The 16731-nt window shown below is 66.3% G+C and carries 14 protein-coding genes, 2 tRNA genes, 1 rRNA gene and 1 riboswitch; of the genes, 4 read left to right on the top strand and 13 right to left on the bottom strand.

The genetic code is table 11. The features are described 5' to 3' along the window. The first annotated feature begins 1 nt into the window (after nt 1). Entirely contained in the window at nt 2-1309 is a 1308-nt protein-coding gene (locus ACSQ25_RS21215) for a metallophosphoesterase (protein WP_436107635.1), read from the top strand. Here ACSQ25_RS21215 and ACSQ25_RS21210 read toward each other — a convergent pair. From ACSQ25_RS21210 to cobT, 13 genes are all read right to left on the bottom strand, one after another. Then, nucleotides 1306-2772: a cobyric acid synthase gene (locus ACSQ25_RS21210; protein WP_436107634.1), complete on the bottom strand. Its 1467-nt coding sequence runs from the start codon at nt 2770-2772 to the stop codon at nt 1306-1308. The two genes, ACSQ25_RS21215 and ACSQ25_RS21210, sit on opposite strands and share 4 nt — an antisense overlap. After that, entirely contained in the window at nt 2769-3638 is an 870-nt protein-coding gene (locus ACSQ25_RS21205) for a cobalamin-binding protein (protein WP_436107633.1), read from the bottom strand. The genes ACSQ25_RS21210 and ACSQ25_RS21205 overlap by 4 nt, the downstream gene beginning before the upstream one ends. After that, nucleotides 3635-4615 (bottom strand): threonine-phosphate decarboxylase CobD, encoded by a 981-nt coding sequence (gene cobD / locus ACSQ25_RS21200; RefSeq protein WP_436107632.1) that lies wholly within the window; start codon nt 4613-4615, stop codon nt 3635-3637. Before cobD ends, ACSQ25_RS21205 begins: the two co-directional genes overlap by 4 nt. Beyond that, nucleotides 4608-5552: an adenosylcobinamide-phosphate synthase CbiB gene (gene cbiB, locus ACSQ25_RS21195; RefSeq protein ID WP_436107631.1), complete on the bottom strand. Its 945-nt coding sequence runs from the start codon at nt 5550-5552 to the stop codon at nt 4608-4610. The genes cobD and cbiB overlap by 8 nt, the downstream gene beginning before the upstream one ends. Beyond that, nucleotides 5546-6106, bottom strand: a complete 561-nt coding sequence (gene cobU, locus ACSQ25_RS21190; RefSeq protein WP_436107630.1) for a bifunctional adenosylcobinamide kinase/adenosylcobinamide-phosphate guanylyltransferase — start codon at nt 6104-6106, stop codon at nt 5546-5548. Before cobU ends, cbiB begins: the two co-directional genes overlap by 7 nt. Beyond that, nucleotides 6103-7404, bottom strand: coding sequence for a cobyrinate a,c-diamide synthase (locus ACSQ25_RS21185; RefSeq protein ID WP_436107629.1), 1302 nt, complete (start codon nt 7402-7404; stop codon nt 6103-6105). The genes cobU and ACSQ25_RS21185 overlap by 4 nt, the downstream gene beginning before the upstream one ends. Before the next feature lies 1 nt (nt 7405). Further along, complete coding sequence (gene cobO, locus ACSQ25_RS21180) at nt 7406-8032, bottom strand: cob(I)yrinic acid a,c-diamide adenosyltransferase (RefSeq protein WP_436107628.1); 627 nt, start codon at nt 8030-8032, stop codon at nt 7406-7408. Then, nucleotides 8029-8802, bottom strand: coding sequence for an ABC transporter ATP-binding protein (locus ACSQ25_RS21175; RefSeq protein ID WP_436107627.1), 774 nt, complete (start codon nt 8800-8802; stop codon nt 8029-8031). Before ACSQ25_RS21175 ends, cobO begins: the two co-directional genes overlap by 4 nt. Before the next feature lies 1 nt (nt 8803). Beyond that, nucleotides 8804-9826: a FecCD family ABC transporter permease gene (locus ACSQ25_RS21170; RefSeq protein ID WP_436107626.1), complete on the bottom strand. Its 1023-nt coding sequence runs from the start codon at nt 9824-9826 to the stop codon at nt 8804-8806. Nucleotides 9827-9852: 26 nt separating this feature from the next. After that, entirely contained in the window at nt 9853-11682 is a 1830-nt protein-coding gene (locus ACSQ25_RS21165; protein WP_436107625.1) for a TonB-dependent receptor domain-containing protein, read from the bottom strand. Between the two features lie 67 nt (nt 11683-11749). Next, nucleotides 11750-11982: riboswitch (cobalamin riboswitch) on the bottom strand. Nucleotides 11983-12001: 19 nt separating this feature from the next. Continuing rightward, entirely contained in the window at nt 12002-12544 is a 543-nt protein-coding gene (locus ACSQ25_RS21160) for a histidine phosphatase family protein (protein ID WP_436107624.1), read from the bottom strand. A gap of 4 nt (nt 12545-12548) precedes the next feature. Continuing rightward, on the bottom strand, nt 12549-13328 hold the full coding sequence (locus ACSQ25_RS21155) for an adenosylcobinamide-GDP ribazoletransferase (protein ID WP_436107623.1): 780 nt from the start codon (nt 13326-13328) through the stop codon (nt 12549-12551). A 3-nt stretch (nt 13329-13331) separates the two neighbouring features. Beyond that, nucleotides 13332-14366 (bottom strand): nicotinate-nucleotide--dimethylbenzimidazole phosphoribosyltransferase, encoded by a 1035-nt coding sequence (cobT, locus tag ACSQ25_RS21150; protein WP_436107622.1) that lies wholly within the window; start codon nt 14364-14366, stop codon nt 13332-13334. Between the two features lie 423 nt (nt 14367-14789). Between cobT and ACSQ25_RS21145 the strand changes: the two genes are divergently transcribed. From ACSQ25_RS21145 to ACSQ25_RS21135, 3 genes are all read left to right on the top strand, one after another. Beyond that, nucleotides 14790-16318 (top strand): 16S ribosomal RNA (locus ACSQ25_RS21145). Nucleotides 16319-16398: 80 nt separating this feature from the next. Beyond that, a tRNA-Ile gene (locus tag ACSQ25_RS21140) sits at nt 16399-16475 on the top strand. Nucleotides 16476-16492: 17 nt separating this feature from the next. Then, nucleotides 16493-16568 (top strand) — tRNA-Ala (locus ACSQ25_RS21135). The last annotated feature ends 163 nt before the right edge of the window (nt 16569-16731 follow it).

Raw genomic sequence — 16731 nt, 5'->3', positions numbered from 1 at the left:
AATGAAGAAGGCGCGTACCTATCTCCTGCGTGGCATCCTGGTGTTGATGGCGGTGTTTCTGATCGCGTCCGGTATTGCCCTCTCCAACGCGCAGGTCGAATTGACCGAAGCAGGCGCCCATCAGCGTCTCCTGGTCCCGATCGGTGTAGGCAATGCCGGCCTCAATACCTTCGCCGGTACAGGTGACCAGGTCCGCATGCAGGGTTTCCTCGACGGTCCAATCATCCGCCGGACTGCGAACGGGGCCTGGGCCGCCACCTGGTTTTGCGAAGACAAGGTCGAGCAGCTGGCGGGTTCTGGCGCCGAGCTGTCGATCGATTGCGCCGGCAAGCGGCACGTCTTCCCGGTGTCGCGCAAGCCCATCGTCCCGGACGCCGTATTCGATACGCCGGCCGATACGCTCATCCTCAGTGACATCGAGGGGAATGCGCGCTTCCTCGACGCCGCGCTCAAGTCGCTCGCCGTCACCGATGCTGAAGGTAACTGGAGCTACGGCCACAACCACCTGGTGATCGCCGGCGATGCCGTCGACCGCGGCCGAGACGTCTTCGCAGTACTGTGGCGTTTGTACACGCTCAGCCTGCAAGCCCAGGACGCCGGCGGCAGTGTCCATCTCGTGCTCGGGAACCATGAACAGTACGTACTACGCGGGAATATCTCACGCGCCAATCGCGACCACCTGTATGCGATGACGCGCATGGGTGGTCACGTCGAGGCCTTCGGCCCGGACACCGTGATCGGCCATTGGCTGCGCCTGCAGCCGGTCATCGTCAAGAGCGGCCGTATCGTGATCACCCACGGCGGCGTGCACCCGCAGGTCGCCGATATCGGCTTCACGGTGAATAACCTGAACAGTGCGATGCGGCGCTACTGGTCCGGCGACATGCCCGGCAAGGCGGAGCTGGACGCCGTTATCGGGCCAATGGGCCTGACCCAATACCGCGGCTATCTCGAGGATGCGGAGGACCGCTATGCGCGCGCCACCGGCGCCCAGATCAGCGAGGTGCTGTCGCACTTCGGCGCAAAAGCGATCGTGGTCGGCCATACCCTGGTCGATGGCGTCACCGCGCTCCACGACGGGAAAGTCTGGGCCGTCGACGTCAACAGCGATACCGCGCGGCCCGAAGCCCTCCTGATCCGCAATGGCGAACCGCTCGTCGTGTCGACGGGTGTTCCGCGCCGGCTCGACGAACACGGCGGGCAGCGCCGGACACGCCCGTTCAGCCTGTTCGCCTCGAGCGACCTCGCGCTGCTGAAGGGCCTGGTGAGCTCGAACTACGCCCTGTCCCAGATACCCCAGCCATATTAGGAATCGCCACGCATGAGCGACAGCAGCCTGTCGAGGACGGGCGCGGTCGCGTCGGCGATGCGGTCGATGCTCGCTTCGCGCAGGGCTGCGGTGTCGACCACGTGCTGCGATTGCAGCCCGGCCCAGGCCAGCAGTGCCGCGCCGGCTTCAGGATGATCGAACACGCCGTGCAGGTAGGTGCCCAGCACCTGCTCGTCGGCGGAACATGCCCCTTCGCTGCGCCCATCGATCACGAAGGCCGGCCTGTCCATCGCCGCACCGGTCGACACCCCCATGTGGATTTCGTAGCCGCGCAAGGCAAACGGCGTTCCGCCACCCAGGCTTGCCTGTCCGCTGATCAGTGCCAGCCGCTTTTCCCGCGCCAGTTCGGTCTCGATCTCGAGCAGTCCGAGCCCTTCCGAGCTACCCGCGCTGCCCTCCACGCCATGCGGATCCGCCACGCAGCGGCCGAGCATCTGGAAGCCGCCGCAAATGCCCATCACCTTGCCGCCGTAGCGCAGGTGCCGCGCCAGCTGCGCGGGCCAGCCTTCCGATCGCAGCCAGGCAAGATCGCCGCGCGTGTTCTTGCTGCCCGGGAGGATCACCAGGTCGGCCGCAGGTATCGCTTCGCCGGCGCGCACGAAGCGCAGATCGACTTCCGGATGGGCGCGCAGCGCATCGAAGTCGGTATGGTTGCTCATGCGCGGCAGGCTCGGAACCACGATGCGGAAGCGTCCCTTGCCCGCTTGCGCCGGCTGCACGGCGTCTTCCGCGTCCAGGTACATGCCGTGCAGGTAGGGAAGGACGCCGAGCACCGGCTTGCCTGTCTGCTGTTCCAGCCACTCCAGGCCCGGTTCCAGCAGGGCGATATCGCCGCGGAAGCGGTTGATGACGAAACCGGCGATTCGCCCGCGTTCGGACTCGGACAAACAGGCCAGGGTACCGACGATGTGGGCGAATACGCCCCCGCGGTCGATGTCCGCCACCAGGATCACCGGGCAGTCGACCGCCTCCGCAAAGCCCATGTTCGCGATGTCACGGTCGCGCAGATTGATTTCGGCCGGACTGCCCGCGCCTTCGACCACCACTGCCTCGTACTGCGCCAGCAGCCGCGTGTGCGATTCCAGCACCGCCGCCATGGCGACGGTCTTGTACTGGTGGTAGTCGCGCGCATTCATCTCGGCACGCACGCGGCCGTGGATGATCACCTGGGCGCCTGTGTCGCTCGAGGGCTTGAGCAGGACCGGATTCATGTCGGTGTGCGGCGCCACGCCGGCGGCAACCGCCTGCAGCGCCTGGGCGCGCCCGATCTCGCCGCCGTCCGCCGTGACCGCACTGTTGAGCGCCATGTTCTGCGGCTTGAACGGCGCCACCCGCAGGCCTTGCCGCAGCAGCAGCCGGCACAGGGCCGCCACCACCGTGCTCTTGCCGGCGTCCGAGGTGGTTCCCTGCACCATCAGGGTACGGAAGGGCAGGTCGCTCATGGCGTGCGGTGCCGGCGTGCCAGCTCGAGTTTTTCGCACAGGATGGCCGTTCCCGTGATCATGCGTGGCCCCGCGCGATTGAGCAGGTCGCCGTCGACCGTGAACAGGTTGTCCATGCGCGTGGCGCTCAGGGTGGCGTAGGGTTTCCATAGCTTGACGCCGCCGTAGTTTTTCTCGGCGGTGCCGAACACCGCTTCCGGATCTGCCTGCAGCACGCTTTCGACCGACACGACCGGCGCGGTGACCGTCAGCTTCTCGAAGATGTTTTCGCCGCCGCACAGGCGCAGTGCGTCAGTGATGATGTGCCGGCCGCTGAGGGTGTACAGCGGCTTGTCCCACACCTGGTAGAAGGTGCGCACCGGCGGGCGTCCCGCATAGCGGGCGCGCAGGCTCGCCAGCTGCCTGCGCAATTCAGCGGCGGCCGGGTTCGCGACGGCGTCGGTTCCCATCAGCTGGCCGAGGCGCGCGACGTTGTCCGGAATCCCGTCCAGGGTTTGCGGATCGCTGAGGAACACCGGCACGCCCAGTTTGCGCACCATCTCGATCTGGCGTTCGGAACTGTTGTGCATCCAGGCGACGATCAGGTCGGGCTTCATGCTGATGACGCGTTCGAGGTCGATCTCGCGGTTCGAACCGATGCGCGGAATGCTCTTCGCGGCTTCCGGATAATCGCTGTAGCTGACCGCGCCGACGATGCGGCTGCCGCCGCCCGCGGCAAACAAGACCTCGGTCACGTGCGGCGCCATCGAGATCACGCGCGTGGCGGGCTTCTCGAGCGTCACCGCATTGCCCGCGTCGTCGCGCACCGTCACCGCGCCCGCCAGCGGCGTGGCGGCCACGATGGCAAGGACCATCATCCGTTTCATTGATTGCTCCATTCCTGCAGTGCTCCTTCCAGCCTTTGCCAGCCGGCTTCGTTCGGCGGCAAGCCGATCCGGATGCCGCGCGCGGCCTCGCGGAACAGGCGGCACCAGATGCCGTGGCTTGCCATGTGTGCGTGAAATACTTCCGGCTGTGCTTCCGGCCACCAGTGAAACAGCGGGGTGCCCGCCGCCCGGATGCCGTGCGCCGCCAGGAGCGCGCGCATGCGCCGGCCCGCGGCCTGCAGCCGGTCGGCCGTTGCCCGCTGCCAGTCCAGGTCGCGCAGCGCCTCCAGCGCCACGGCCTGGGCCGGGCCGCTGACGGCCCATGGCCCCAGCAGGTCTGCCAGCGCCCGCAGCGTCGGGGCATCGGCCCCCACGAATCCCAGCCGCAGCCCGGCCAGCCCGAAGAACTTGCCGACTGAACGCAGGACGATCAGGCCGGGCTGTCCCGCATGCGCGGCGACGCTCAGCGCCGGGGCGGTGTCGCCGAAGGCCTCGTCGACCACCAGCCAGCCGCCGCGCGCACCCAGGCGCGCAGCCCATTCCAGCAGGCGCTCGGGCTGGATGGTCTCGCCGGTCGGGTTGTTCGGATTGACGACCACCACGACCTCGCTGCTGTCGATCGCCGCGTCCAGCTCCGTGTAGGCGGCCAGCCGCAGCGCGTGTCCCTGCCTGCCCCAGGCATGCGCGTGCTCGGCATACGAGGGAGCGGAGACCGTCACGCGGGACGGGGAGCGTAGCCGGGGCAGCGCCTGGATCGCGGCCTGGGTGCCTGCCACCGGCAGCAGCTCAGGTGCGCCGTAGTAGGCGCAGGCCGCCGCGACCAGTGCCGGATCCGGTTCCGGCAGGCGGTGCCAGGCGTCGGCAGGAAGCGCCGGCGCCGGATACCCATGGGGATTGATACCGGTCGACAGGTCGATCCAGTCGTCGCGTCCATACAGGCGCGCGGCGTCGCGCACATTGCCGCCGTGTTCAAGCATGCTGCCCCCACACCAGCATCATCGTGGCGATGACGCAGACCACACCCAGCCACAACAGGGTCGTGTGCAGAACCAGGCGCCAGGCACGCACGATGTCCGCCGCCTTGGCAGCCGGTCCCGTACCGAGCGGCGGACGCTGCTCCAGCTGCCCGTCGTAGACGGCGGCGCCGCCGAGCGACACACCGAGCGCGCCGGCGCCGCTCGCCATCACCGGCCCGGCATTCGGGCTGCTCCAGGCACCGGCCTGGGTGCGCCAGCACCGCCATGCGCGAGCGCGTGCGCTTCCCGCCAGCAGGACATAGGACAGCGCGGTCAGCCGCGCAGGCACATAGTTGAGGGCGTCGTCGATGCGCGCCGCGCTACGGCCGAACAGGTTGAAGCGATCGTTCCGGTAACCCCACATCGCATCGAGCGTGTTCGCCAGCCGGAACAGGACGGCGCCGGCGCCGCCCGCCACCAGGAACCAGAACAGCGTCCCGAACACGGCATCGTTGCCGTTCTCGAGCAGTGACTCGGCACCGGCCTTGGCCAGGTCGGCTTCCTGGGCATGGCCGGTATCGCGGCTGACGATCCAGGAAGTGCGCGTGCGCGCCGTGTCCAGGTCGCCCCTGCGCAAGGCGTCGACGATCGGCATCGTATGCTCGCGCAGGCTGCGCAGTCCGATGCAGGCATACAGCAGGACGGCATGCAGCCACAGCCCCGCAGCTTGTGCCGCCATCCAGGCAAGCAAGGAAAGGGGCAGCACGGCAAGGGCCCAGGCCAGCAGTCCGCGCGGGAAGCGCAGCAGGCCGCGGTTCAGCCAGCGCTCGAGCCACTGCGCGAGCCTGCCGAAGCCGACCAGCGGATGCCAGCGCCGCGGCTCGCCCAGCAGCAGGTCGAGCAGCACGCCCGCGACCAGCAGACCGGCCAGCTGCGCCGGCGGCAGTCCGCTCAGCATGCGCTCCCTTTCAGCACCAGCGGCAGCCCGGCCGCCACGAACACCGCATGATCCACCCGCGCCGCCACCGCCTGGTTGAGGCGGCCGGCTTCGTCGGCGAAGCAGCGCGACACCGCGCCCCAGGGCACGATGCCCATGCCGACCTCGTTCGAGACGAACACGATGTCACCCGCAGGGCCGGCATCGAGCAGGTCCAGCAGCGCCGCGCGCTCCTGGTGGAAGCGTTCCGGCAGCGCCACTTCGCCTACCTCGGGCCAGGCACGGCCGTCGCAGAACATCAGGTTGCTCAGCCAGAGCGTCAGGCAGTCGACCAGCACCAGGCGCTGCGGCGCGCAGTATTCGCGCAGTACCGCGGCCAGTGCCAGCTCTTCTTCGACCGTTTTCCAGTGCGCAGGACGGCGTTCGAGGTGGTGGGCGATGCGTGCCGCCATTTCGGCATCGCCGGCGCGCGAGGTGGCGACATAGATGACTTCCTTGCCGGAGGCTTGCGCGAGCCGCTCGGCATGGGCGCTCTTGCCGGAGCGCGCCCCGCCCAGCACCAGGCTGCGGCTCACGGCGCAGCTCCGCTGAACAGGGCCGCCACGGCGGGCGGGTTCGAAGGGAAGTAGGCGTGGAAGTAGGAGGCGGTGAGCGAACCGATGCGGTACACGGCTTCGCCCGTTGCGCCGTTGCTGGTCTTGATGGTGTGCGTCCGTTCCGGTGCCGCCGTCTCCAGCAGCGAATAGTGGAAGGTGTGGCCGCGCACCGGGCCCTGGCCGGTCGGCATGGCCTGGGCGCCCAGGCCCGCCAGGCGTGGCTGCATGCGTACTTCACCCGGCAGCAGCCCGGCCATCGGCCAGCGCCGCCCATCCTTGTCGGTGAGGCCTTCGGCGACCGCCATCATGCCGCCGCATTCGGCCAGGATCGGCACGCCGCGCGCATGGCTTGCGCGGATCGAGGCCTGCCACCGGCTGGCCTGGGCCAACTCGGCGCAATGCAGTTCCGGATAGCCGCCGGGCAGGAACACGGCATCGGCGTCGCCCGGCACCGGCTCGTCCGCCAGGGGCGAGAAGTAGCGCAGGTGCGCGCCCATCTTTTCCAGCAGGTCGAGGTTGGCGGGGTAGAGGAAGCAGAAGGCCGCGTCGCGGGCGACGGCGATGGTTTTCTTGTCCAGCATCCCGCCCACGTCCGGCCATTCCAGCGCCGATTGCGCCATCAGGGGCAGGGCCTGCCAGGCTGCTTCATTGAAGTGGAGCTCGTCCGCGAGTTTGTCGAGCAGGGTTTCCAGGCCCTCGACTTCGCCCGGCAGGACCAGGCCGAGATGGCGTTCCGGCAGCGGCGTCTCCTGGCGTGGCAGCCAGCCGACCAGCGGAATGTCGCGCAGGGACGACGCCACCATGTTGGCGTGGCCTTCGCTCGCGATGCGGTTCGCGACCACGCCGGCCAGCTGGACCGGGCCATAGTCGCGCAGGCCGCGTGCCACCGCCCCGGCGGTCTGCGCCATGGCCGAGGCATCGATTACCGCCAGCACCGGCACGCCGAACTCGCGCGCCAGGTCCGCCGCCGAGGGCGAGCCGTCATACAGGCCCATGACGCCCTCGATCAGGATCGCATCGGCTTCGCGCGCCGCGTCGTGCAAGCGGCGCCGGCACTCGTCGACGCCGACCATCCACAGGTCGAGCGTATGGACCGGTGCGCCCGAGGCACGCTCCAGGATCATCGGGTCGATGAAGTCCGGTCCGCACTTGAACACCCGCACGCGCAGGCCTTGGCGCACCAGCTTGCGCGCCAGCGCGGCGGTGACGCTGGTCTTGCCCTGGCCTGAGGCCATGGCCGCGACCAGCACGGCGCGGGCGCCCTGATCCCGGTTCATGTCACCACTCCGTGCCGGCTTGCGCCGCGATGCCCGCCTTGAAGGCGTGCTTGACGACGTTCATCTCGGTGACGGTGTCCGCCACCGCCACCAGCTCCGGTGGCGCCGCACGGCCGGTCACCACCACGTGCTGCATGTCCGGGCGGTCGAGCAGGTCGGTAATGACGGTGTGCACGTCGAGGTATTTGTACTTGAGCGCGATGTTCAGTTCGTCGAGCACCACCATGCCGTAGGCCGGGTCGCGCAGGAAGCGCCTGGCCTGCTCCCATGCTTCGCCCGCCTTGGCGATGTCGCGTTCACGGTCCTGGGTCTCCCAGGTATAGCCTTCGCCCATCGCATGGAAGCTGACCTCATCCGGGAAGCGGCGCAGGAATTTTTCTTCTCCGGTCGACATGGCGCCCTTGATGAACTGGACCACGCCGACCTTCATGCCATGGCCGAGGGCACGCGTCACCATGCCGAAGGCGCTCGAGCTCTTGCCCTTGCCGTTGCCGGTATTGACGATGAGGATGCCGATGTCCTTGTCGGCGGCGGCGATCTTGGCGTCGATCACGGCCTTCTTGCGCTCCATGCGCTGGCGGTGGCGCTCGTTCAGCGCCGCGGTTTGTTCAGGAGTCATGTCGTTCATGCGCTAGCCTCGAAAGGAAGGAAGATGCGGCGGCCGCCGTGCTCGATCATGTCGATCGGGTGGCCGAGATAGTCGCCCAGCAGGGCCGGCTGCATGGTGGCGTCGACAGTGCCGGCCTGCCAGCGGCCGTCGCCCATCAACAGCAGCGCGTGGGTGGAGATGCGGTAGGCCAGGTTCAGGTCGTGGCCGATCATGACCACGATCTTGCCCTGCTCGCGGCACAGGCCGGCCAGCAGGCCCATGACGCTGACCTGGTGCGCCAGGTCGAGGGCATTGGCCGGCTCGTCGAGCAGCAGCAAGGGCGTGTCCTGGGCCAGCAGCGCGGCGATGGCGACCCGCTGGCGCTCGCCGCCGGACAGGGTGCGCACGTCGCGGCCGGCCAGCTCGGCCACTTCCATCGCCGCGAGGGCGCGCATGGCGGCCTGGTGGTCATCGCTGCCTTCCCAGTAGCGGTTGGCGTGGTAGGGATGGCGCGCCGACAGCACGGTTTCGATCACGCTGTACGAAAAGGCATCGTGGCGCGACTGCGCCAGGAAGGCGCGTTCGCGCGCCAGCTGCTCCGGCGCCCAATCGTCGAGCCTGCGGCCGCCGATAACGACCGCGCCGCTGTCCGGCCGGTGCAGGCCGGCCAGTGTGCGCAGCAGGGTGCTCTTGCCGGCGCCGTTGCGGCCGATGATGCTCCAGCATTCGCCGGGACGGGCCGCCCAGTCGAGCTGGCGCACCAGGGTGCGGCTGCCGGCCTTGAGGTCGAGGTGTTCGGTGCGGATCATGTCACCTCCTCAGGCGGTGCAGTTGATAGAGGAACACCGGCGCACCGATGATCGCCGTGATCGCGCCCACCGGCAGCTGCTGGGGCGCGATGATGGTGCGCGCGAGCGTATCGCACAGCACCAGGAAGCTGCCGCCGGTCAGCACCGCCGCCGGGATCAGCACCCGGTGGTCGGGACCGAAGGCGAAGCGGCAGGCGTGCGGGACGATCAGGCCGACGAAGCCGACCGAGCCGGCGCTGGTCACGGCGCTGGCCGTCAGCACGCCCGACACGAAGAACAGGCCCTTGCGCAGGCTGCCGACGCGGATGCCGAGCGTGGCGGCCGCTTCGGCATGCAGCGCGACCACGTTCATGGCGCGCGCACTGCGCAGGGCGTAGAGCAGGGCCGCGCCGAGCACCAGCCAGGGCGCGAGGCGCAGCGGGGCGCCGGCGAGGTCGCCGATCATCCAGAAGATCATGCTGCGCAGCCGGCCTTCGGGCGCGATCGACAGCATCAGTGTTACCAGGGCCATGCAGGCCGAGGACAGGATCACGCCGGTCAGCAGCAGCATCGAGGTGCCGCCTTCCAGCGCCAGTCCGCCGCGCAGGTCGCGCCGGGCCAGCAGGTAGAGCAGCATCGAGACCGCCACCGCGCCGGCCAGCGCCGCCAGGTCGACCACGATGGCGGCCGCCATCAGGAGCAGGGCCAGCAGGGCGCCGACCGACGCGCCGGCCGAGATGCCGAGCACGTAGGGATCGGCCAGCGGGTTGCGCAGCAGCGCCTGCATCATCACCCCGGCCAGTGCCAGCGCGCCGCCGGTGACGAAGGCGGTCAGCGCGCGGCTGGCGCGCAGCTCGATCAGCGAGGCCGCCAGCGTATTGCCGTCGCCGCGCGCCAGCTGGCGCAGGGCGTCGGGCATATCGGCCAGCGGCACGGCGATCGAGCCCGTCATGCCGGCGAACAGCAGGCTGGCGACGGCGCACAGCAGCAGGGCGCCGATGACGAGCAGGGCGCGCCGGCGCTGTGAGTGGGCGGGGTGATGCATGCGTCTCCTTCTCGATTGTGATCCGCTCAGCGGATGCCGTAGCGCAGGCCGGCGAACCAGGTGCGTCCGCTGCTGCCATAGTTGCGGGCCAGCTCGTACTGCTTGTCCGCGACATTGTCGAGGCGGAGCAGCAGCGACACATCCGGCGTGAATTGCCAGCTAGTGTACAGGTTGAGCAGGCCGTAGCCGCCCAGGCGGCGCTGGTTGGCGGCATCGTCGAAGCGCTCGCCGGAGAGCTGCAGTTCGGCGCCGGCCTTGACCCTGCCCCAACTGCTGTCGGCCTGGATGCCGGCGTGCTTCTTCGCGCGGCGCGCCAGCTGTTTGCCGGTGGTCTCGTCCTTGGGATCCTGCCAATCCACGCTGCCGCGCAGGTTGACGCTGCCGACGCGGGTCTGGGCCGCGACCGTAAGGCCTTCGAGCTTGGCCTGGTTGACGTTGTAGGCACAGCTGCCGGTGCGGCCCGGGCATGGCGTCGCGGAGACGATCATGTCGGTCAGGCGGTTGTGAAAGTAGCTCGCGTCGAATTGCACGCTGCCGGCGTCGTAGCGCAGTCCGGCTTCCCGGTTGCGGCCTTTTTCCGGACGGTTGGTCGGCAGGCCATAGCCGGGGTAGTACAGCTCGTTGAAGGTGGGCGCGCGGAAGCTGCTGCCGACGCTGGCGGTGGCGCGCCAGCCCTGGCCGAAGTCGTAGCCGTAGCCGGCGGCACCGGTATTCTTGTTGCCGTAGACCGAGCGGTCATGGCGGGCGCTGAGATCGAGCAGGTGCTTGCCGCGCTTGGCCGAGTAAGCGGCCGCGTAGGAGTTGGTGATACGGGTACGCGACAGGGCGGCGGTGGCGCTGGATTCCACCTCTTCCTTCCGGTGGCTGTACAGCAGCTGCAGGGTGTCGGGGCCGAGCGCGATGGTGTTTTGCCAGGACAGCTCGTCCTGGCGGGTGTCGATCTGGCTGGCGCCGGACGCCGCGGCGCTGGTGAAGCTGCCCAGCTTGTCGCTTGATGCGGCGTACTGAACGGTGCTGCGCCAGTTCGGCGTGAACTGGTGGCTGGCATACAGCGCGGCCGTGTTCAGGTCCTGTTCGTTATGGACGTCGTAGGCGGCGCTGCCGCTGTCATATTGCGCGCGCAGGTCGCTGTGCAGGAACTGCGCGCCGATCTCGGTGCCTGGCGCGACGGTATAGGACAGCTGGCCGTTGGCATTGCGGCGGCGGTAGCCGTCTTCGTCCGGATTGAAGCCGAAGGCGCCCGGGCGCGTGGCCGAGAAACCGTCCGACTCTTCGTGCCCGGCGCTGAAGGCGTAGCGGAAGGGGCCGCCTACGCCGTACACGCTGGCATCGAGCTTGCGCGTGGCATTGCTGCCGACGCCGGCCGAGCCGCTGACCGTGGGAGCGCCGTCTCCCTTCCGGGTAAAGATCTGGATCACGCCGCCGATCGCGTCGGCGCCGTACAGGGTGCTGAGCGGTCCGTAGACGATCTCGATGCGTTCGATGGCGCCGAGCGGCACCGCGTTCCAGGCGGCGACGCCGCTGGTGGAGGAACCGATGCGCACGCCGTCCAGCAGGACCACGACCCCGTTGCTGTTGGCACCGCGCAGGAACACGCTGGTCGCGGCGCCCGCGCTGCCGTTGCGGGTGATCTCGATGCCGCGCTGGCGCCGCAGCACGTCGGCCACCGAACCGGCGCCGGAACGCGCGATCTCGTCGGCATGGATGACGGTGGTGTCGGCGATCACGTCGGCCTCGCGCTGCGGCATGCGGCTGGCGGTGACGACGACGGTATCGAAGTTGTGGGCGAAGGAAGGCGAAGCGAAGGCGAATGCAAGCGACAGCGCGGCCGCAAGCCGGGTTACAGGAAAGTTCATGAAATGCTCGTTCAAAGACAACCAGCCGACGTCCCCGTAGGCCAGATTGAACAGAAGCGCACCGCTGGCGCGCGTCCACCTTTTGGCCGGTATCCGGGCTGGCAAGTATGGCCGTCCGACCTTCCCATGCATGTGCACAGTGGTCATGGAAGACGGTTCGCCGCGCTGGTCATTCATCGAGCGCGGCACTTGCTTACCGTTGCGGGGGCAGCACACATTGGCCTTGTTGAAGGGCTTCGTGTTTCCCGTTTAACTGCGGCCGTGAACACGACCGCGAGCACCAAAACGCCGCCATTATAGGACAGGACTGAAGCTGTTGTCAGTCTTTCAGCTCGATGACTTCGCCGTAGGCGATGCGGTGGGCGCTGGACGCGGCACGCAGCGCGGCCTGTTCGAGACCGCCGCCGGCGTGGAGGGAACACAGGAGGCGGATCGTGCCGGCGTGGCAGATGAGCAGTGCGGCAGGCAGGCTTGACGCGCGCAGTTCATCGCGGAAGGCGGCGACGCGCCGGGCCACCTCGAGCACGTTCTCGCCGCCGCCGGGACGGTAGTGCAGGAGGTCGGCGGCCCATGCATCGACCTCGGTGCGCGGGATGTCCTCCCAGCTGCGCATCTCCCAGGTGCCGAAGTCCATCTCGGCCAGGCGTGCGTCGAGCTTGACGGGAGCGCCGAGCGCGCCGGCCGCTACGGCGCAGCGTGTCAGCGGGCTCGCATAGACCGGGAGCGCGCCCGGCAGGCCGGCCTCGCGCAGCTTGGCGGTGACGAGGGATAGCGCGGCCGCGGATGCGGCGACATCGGTCCTGCCGTAGCAGAGTCCGGGCACGATGTCCGGCTGCGGGTGGCGGACCAGGATCAGCCGCATGCGATCAGGCGAGCGCGCCGTGGCCGAGCGTGGCCAGCACGGCGAGGTAGATGAACGCTTCCGCCAGTTGCTGGACGGCGCCCAGGCAGTCGCCGGTATAACCGCCGATGCGCCGCGCGAACTTGCGGGCCAGCCACCAGGTGGCGGCGCCGGCGGCGAGAAGGGCGGCGAGTACGGCGCGCAGCTCGAGTGTGCCGCTGGCGAGCAGGAGCGCGGCGGCGATCGCCACGGTCACCGAGGCGATGCCGAATTCCACCGTCGTCATGCGTTCGGCCAGCGGCTTGGCCTTGCCTTCGGCGCGCGCATATTCCATGCGCCAGATGAGCGAGGTCGCCGCGAGGCGCGAGAGCGGATGGGCGAGCAGCAGCGCGCCGATGGCGCTGGCGGGCGGCAGCATCGCGAGTGCCGTGCACTTCGTGCCGAGCATGCACACGACACCGATGGCGCCATACGCACCGACACGCGAGTCCTTCATGATCTCGAGCACGCGCTCGCGCGTCATGCCGCCGCCGAGGCCATCACAGCTGTCGGCGAAGCCGTCCTCATGAAAGGCGCCGGTGGCGTAGATGGTGGCCGCGGTCGACAGCACGGCCGCCACCGGCGCGGGCAAGAACAGCGCGGCCACGCCATACACGGCGGCGCCGATTGCGCCCACCACGAGGCCGACCAGCGGGAAGTAGCGCGACGCATGGTGCAGCCACTCCTGCTCGAAACCGACCCAGCGCGGGATCGGCAGGCGCGTGAAGAACTGGACCGCGATGAAGAACAGGCGCAGCTGCTGCATGTGTCAGGGCGCGCTCGTGCTGACCTGCGCGGATGCGAAGGTCGCCATCTCGTTCAGGAAGTTGGCGGCCGCATGCAGCAGGGGCAGGGCCAGCGCGCTGCCGGTGCCTTCGCCCAAGCGCAGGCCCAGTTGCAGCAGCGGTTGCGCACCGAGTGCATCCAGCATCAGGCGATGGCCGTTTTCGTCCGAGCAGTGGGCGAAGACGCAGTAGTCGAGAATGGCCGGATGCAGGCGCGCGGCGACCAGCAGCGCACTGCTGACGATGAAGCCGTCGATCAGCAGTACTTTGCGCAGTTCGGCCGCTTTCAGCATGGCGCCGGCCATCATGGCGATCTCGAAACCGCCGAAGGTGGCCAGCACCGCGAGCGGGTCGTCGACGCCGGCATGGCGCTCGACGGCGGCGGCGATGACCTGCTGCTTGCGCTGGATGCCGTCGGCCGACAGTCCCGTGCCGGCGCCGACGCATTGCGGCAGCGGCAGCCCGGTGAGCTTGTGCATGATGGCCGCGGCGGCGGTCGTGTTACCGATGCCCATCTCGCCGAAGCCGACGACGGTGCCGGGGAGATCGCGTGCGAGGGCCATGCCATGTTCCAGCGCAGTGTCCAATTGCAGGCGCGACATCGCGGCTTCATTGGCGAAGTTGCGGGTACCCATGCCAACCTTGCGGTCGACCAGGCCAGGGCGCTCGCCGAACACGTGGTTGACGCCGGCGTCGACGACGTGCAGCGCGCACTTGTTCTGGCGAGCGAATACATTGATGGCGGCGCCGTCGGCCAGAAAGTTCTCCACCATCTGCCAGGTCACGTCCTGTGGATAGGCGGACACGCCCTCCGCGACAATGCCGTGATCGCCTGCGAATACCAGGATAGCCGGCTCGCTGATGCGGACCTTCGTGGAGCGCTGGATTAATCCGAGCTGGGCCGCAAGCGTTTCGAGGCGCCCGAGACTGCCGAGCGGTTTCGTCTTGTTATTAATGGCCTCAGCCAGGACCTGCGACAGGGCTGCGTCGGCGATCGGCGCGATAGGTGGAATCTGCATTGCCGGAAAGATAAGGTGGAAAAAACGCGACGATAACATAGTCGCAGGCGTTGTAAGTGCCGCCGACGTTTGCTATAGTCTTACTCCTCCGACGCGAAAGCAGCTTGTAAAGCAGCGATAGCGAAAGAGACGAGGGGTTGACGAGTTAAGCGAAACACTGCATAATCTCACTTCTCTGCTGCTGACGAACACAACGCTTCGCACGGTGCAGCAAGCTAGTACAGAACAACGGTTCTTTAACAATTAACAGTCGATAAGTGTGGGCGTTTGATGAAGGTGCCGCTGACTTCGGTCAGTGATTACTTAAATTATCAAATGTTCACAAAAGTATTAACGTTGCTCAGCAATGAGCGACGGTCAGTATCTTGAGTGAGCGACCCCTGAGAAATCAGGGTGACACGAAAGTGTCAACAAACAGAGATTGAACTGAAGAGTTTGATCCTGGCTCAGATTGAACGCTGGCGGCATGCTTTACACATGCAAGTCGAACGGCAGCGCGGGGCAACCTGGCGGCGAGTGGCGAACGGGTGAGTAATATATCGGAACGTACCCAGAAGTGGGGGATAACGTAGCGAAAGTTACGCTAATACCGCATACGATCTACGGATGAAAGTGGGGGACCTTCGGGCCTCATGCTTTTGGAGCGGCCGATATCTGATTAGCTAGTTGGTAGGGTAAAGGCCTACCAAGGCGACGATCAGTAGCTGGTCTGAGAGGACGACCAGCCACACTGGAACTGAGACACGGTCCAGACTCCTACGGGAGGCAGCAGTGGGGAATTTTGGACAATGGGCGCAAGCCTGATCCAGCAATGCCGCGTGAGTGAAGAAGGCCTTCGGGTTGTAAAGCTCTTTTGTCAGGGAAGAAACGGCTGAGGCTAATATCCTCGGCTAATGACGGTACCTGAAGAATAAGCACCGGCTAACTACGTGCCAGCAGCCGCGGTAATACGTAGGGTGCAAGCGTTAATCGGAATTACTGGGCGTAAAGCGTGCGCAGGCGGTTTTGTAAGTCTGTCGTGAAAGCCCCGGGCTCAACCTGGGAATTGCGATGGAGACTGCAAGGCTTGAATCTGGCAGAGGGGGGTAGAATTCCACGTGTAGCAGTGAAATGCGTAGAGATGTGGAGGAACACCGATGGCGAAGGCAGCCCCCTGGGTCAAGATTGACGCTCATGCACGAAAGCGTGGGGAGCAAACAGGATTAGATACCCTGGTAGTCCACGCCCTAAACGATGTCTACTAGTTGTCGGGTTTTAATTAACTTGGTAACGCAGCTAACGCGTGAAGTAGACCGCCTGGGGAGTACGGTCGCAAGATTAAAACTCAAAGGAATTGACGGGGACCCGCACAAGCGGTGGATGATGTGGATTAATTCGATGCAACGCGAAAAACCTTACCTACCCTTGACATGGAAGGAATCCTGGAGAGATCCGGGAGTGCCCGAAAGGGAACCTTCACACAGGTGCTGCATGGCTGTCGTCAGCTCGTGTCGTGAGATGTTGGGTTAAGTCCCGCAACGAGCGCAACCCTTGTCATTAGTTGCTACGCAAGAGCACTCTAATGAGACTGCCGGTGACAAACCGGAGGAAGGTGGGGATGACGTCAAGTCCTCATGGCCCTTATGGGTAGGGCTTCACACGTCATACAATGGTACATACAGAGGGCCGCCAACCCGCGAGGGGGAGCTAATCCCAGAAAGTGTATCGTAGTCCGGATTGTAGTCTGCAACTCGACTACATGAAGTTGGAATCGCTAGTAATCGCGGATCAGCATGTCGCGGTGAATACGTTCCCGGGTCTTGTACACACCGCCCGTCACACCATGGGAGCGGGTTTTACCAGAAGTAGGTAGCTTAACCGCAAGGAGGGCGCTTACCACGGTAGGATTCGTGACTGGGGTGAAGTCGTAACAAGGTAGCCGTATCGGAAGGTGCGGCTGGATCACCTCCTTTCTAGAGTAGCACCGGAGCTAGTCTCCACATCAAGCGTCCACGCTTATCGGCTGTTAGTAAAGAGAACAACAGTGTATGTCGGGGCTGTAGCTCAGCTGGTTAGAGCACCGTGTTGATAACGCGGGGGTCGTTGGTTCGAGTCCAACCAGCCCTACCAAGTTATCGCAAGAAAACGGGGGATTAGCTCAGCTGGGAGAGCACCTGCTTTGCAAGCAGGGGGTCGTCGGTTCGATCCCGTCATCCTCCACCATTACCTGGTTCTGAAAGCACAAACGTAAGCATAGATGCTTAGGTTTGGTCTTTTCGAGATCACTGTTTTTTCGTTCTTTAACAATCTGGAAGAAGTAAAGTTTTTTTAAGCGTGCATGTAAAAATGCACACTTAGGGTAGTAATCAAGTATCAACAAACATGC

The sequence above is a fragment of the Massilia sp. LjRoot122 genome (assembly GCF_964252725.1).
Lineage (GTDB): Bacteria > Pseudomonadota > Gammaproteobacteria > Burkholderiales > Burkholderiaceae_D > Telluria.
The sequence above is the reverse complement of the archived record's forward strand: the minus strand, read 5'-3'. Positions and strand labels throughout refer to the sequence as shown.

Coding starts and splice junctions, on each gene's coding strand:
- ACSQ25_RS21215 (WP_436107635.1), top strand. CDS start 2: ATGAAGAAGGCGCGTACCTATCTCCTGCGTGGCATCCTGGTGTTGATG.
- ACSQ25_RS21210 (WP_436107634.1), bottom strand. CDS start 2,772: ATGAGCGACCTGCCCTTCCGTACCCTGATGGTGCAGGGAACCACCTCG.
- ACSQ25_RS21205 (WP_436107633.1), bottom strand. CDS start 3,638: ATGAAACGGATGATGGTCCTTGCCATCGTGGCCGCCACGCCGCTGGCG.
- cobD (WP_436107632.1), bottom strand. CDS start 4,615: ATGCTTGAACACGGCGGCAATGTGCGCGACGCCGCGCGCCTGTATGGA.
- cbiB (WP_436107631.1), bottom strand. CDS start 5,552: ATGCTGAGCGGACTGCCGCCGGCGCAGCTGGCCGGTCTGCTGGTCGCG.
- ACSQ25_RS21185 (WP_436107629.1), bottom strand. CDS start 7,404: ATGAACCGGGATCAGGGCGCCCGCGCCGTGCTGGTCGCGGCCATGGCC.
- cobO (WP_436107628.1), bottom strand. CDS start 8,032: ATGAACGACATGACTCCTGAACAAACCGCGGCGCTGAACGAGCGCCAC.
- ACSQ25_RS21175 (WP_436107627.1), bottom strand. CDS start 8,802: ATGATCCGCACCGAACACCTCGACCTCAAGGCCGGCAGCCGCACCCTG.
- ACSQ25_RS21170 (WP_436107626.1), bottom strand. CDS start 9,826: ATGCATCACCCCGCCCACTCACAGCGCCGGCGCGCCCTGCTCGTCATC.
- ACSQ25_RS21165 (WP_436107625.1), bottom strand. CDS start 11,682: ATGAACTTTCCTGTAACCCGGCTTGCGGCCGCGCTGTCGCTTGCATTC.
- ACSQ25_RS21160 (WP_436107624.1), bottom strand. CDS start 12,544: ATGCGGCTGATCCTGGTCCGCCACCCGCAGCCGGACATCGTGCCCGGA.
- ACSQ25_RS21155 (WP_436107623.1), bottom strand. CDS start 13,328: ATGCAGCAGCTGCGCCTGTTCTTCATCGCGGTCCAGTTCTTCACGCGC.
- cobT (WP_436107622.1), bottom strand. CDS start 14,366: ATGCAGATTCCACCTATCGCGCCGATCGCCGACGCAGCCCTGTCGCAG.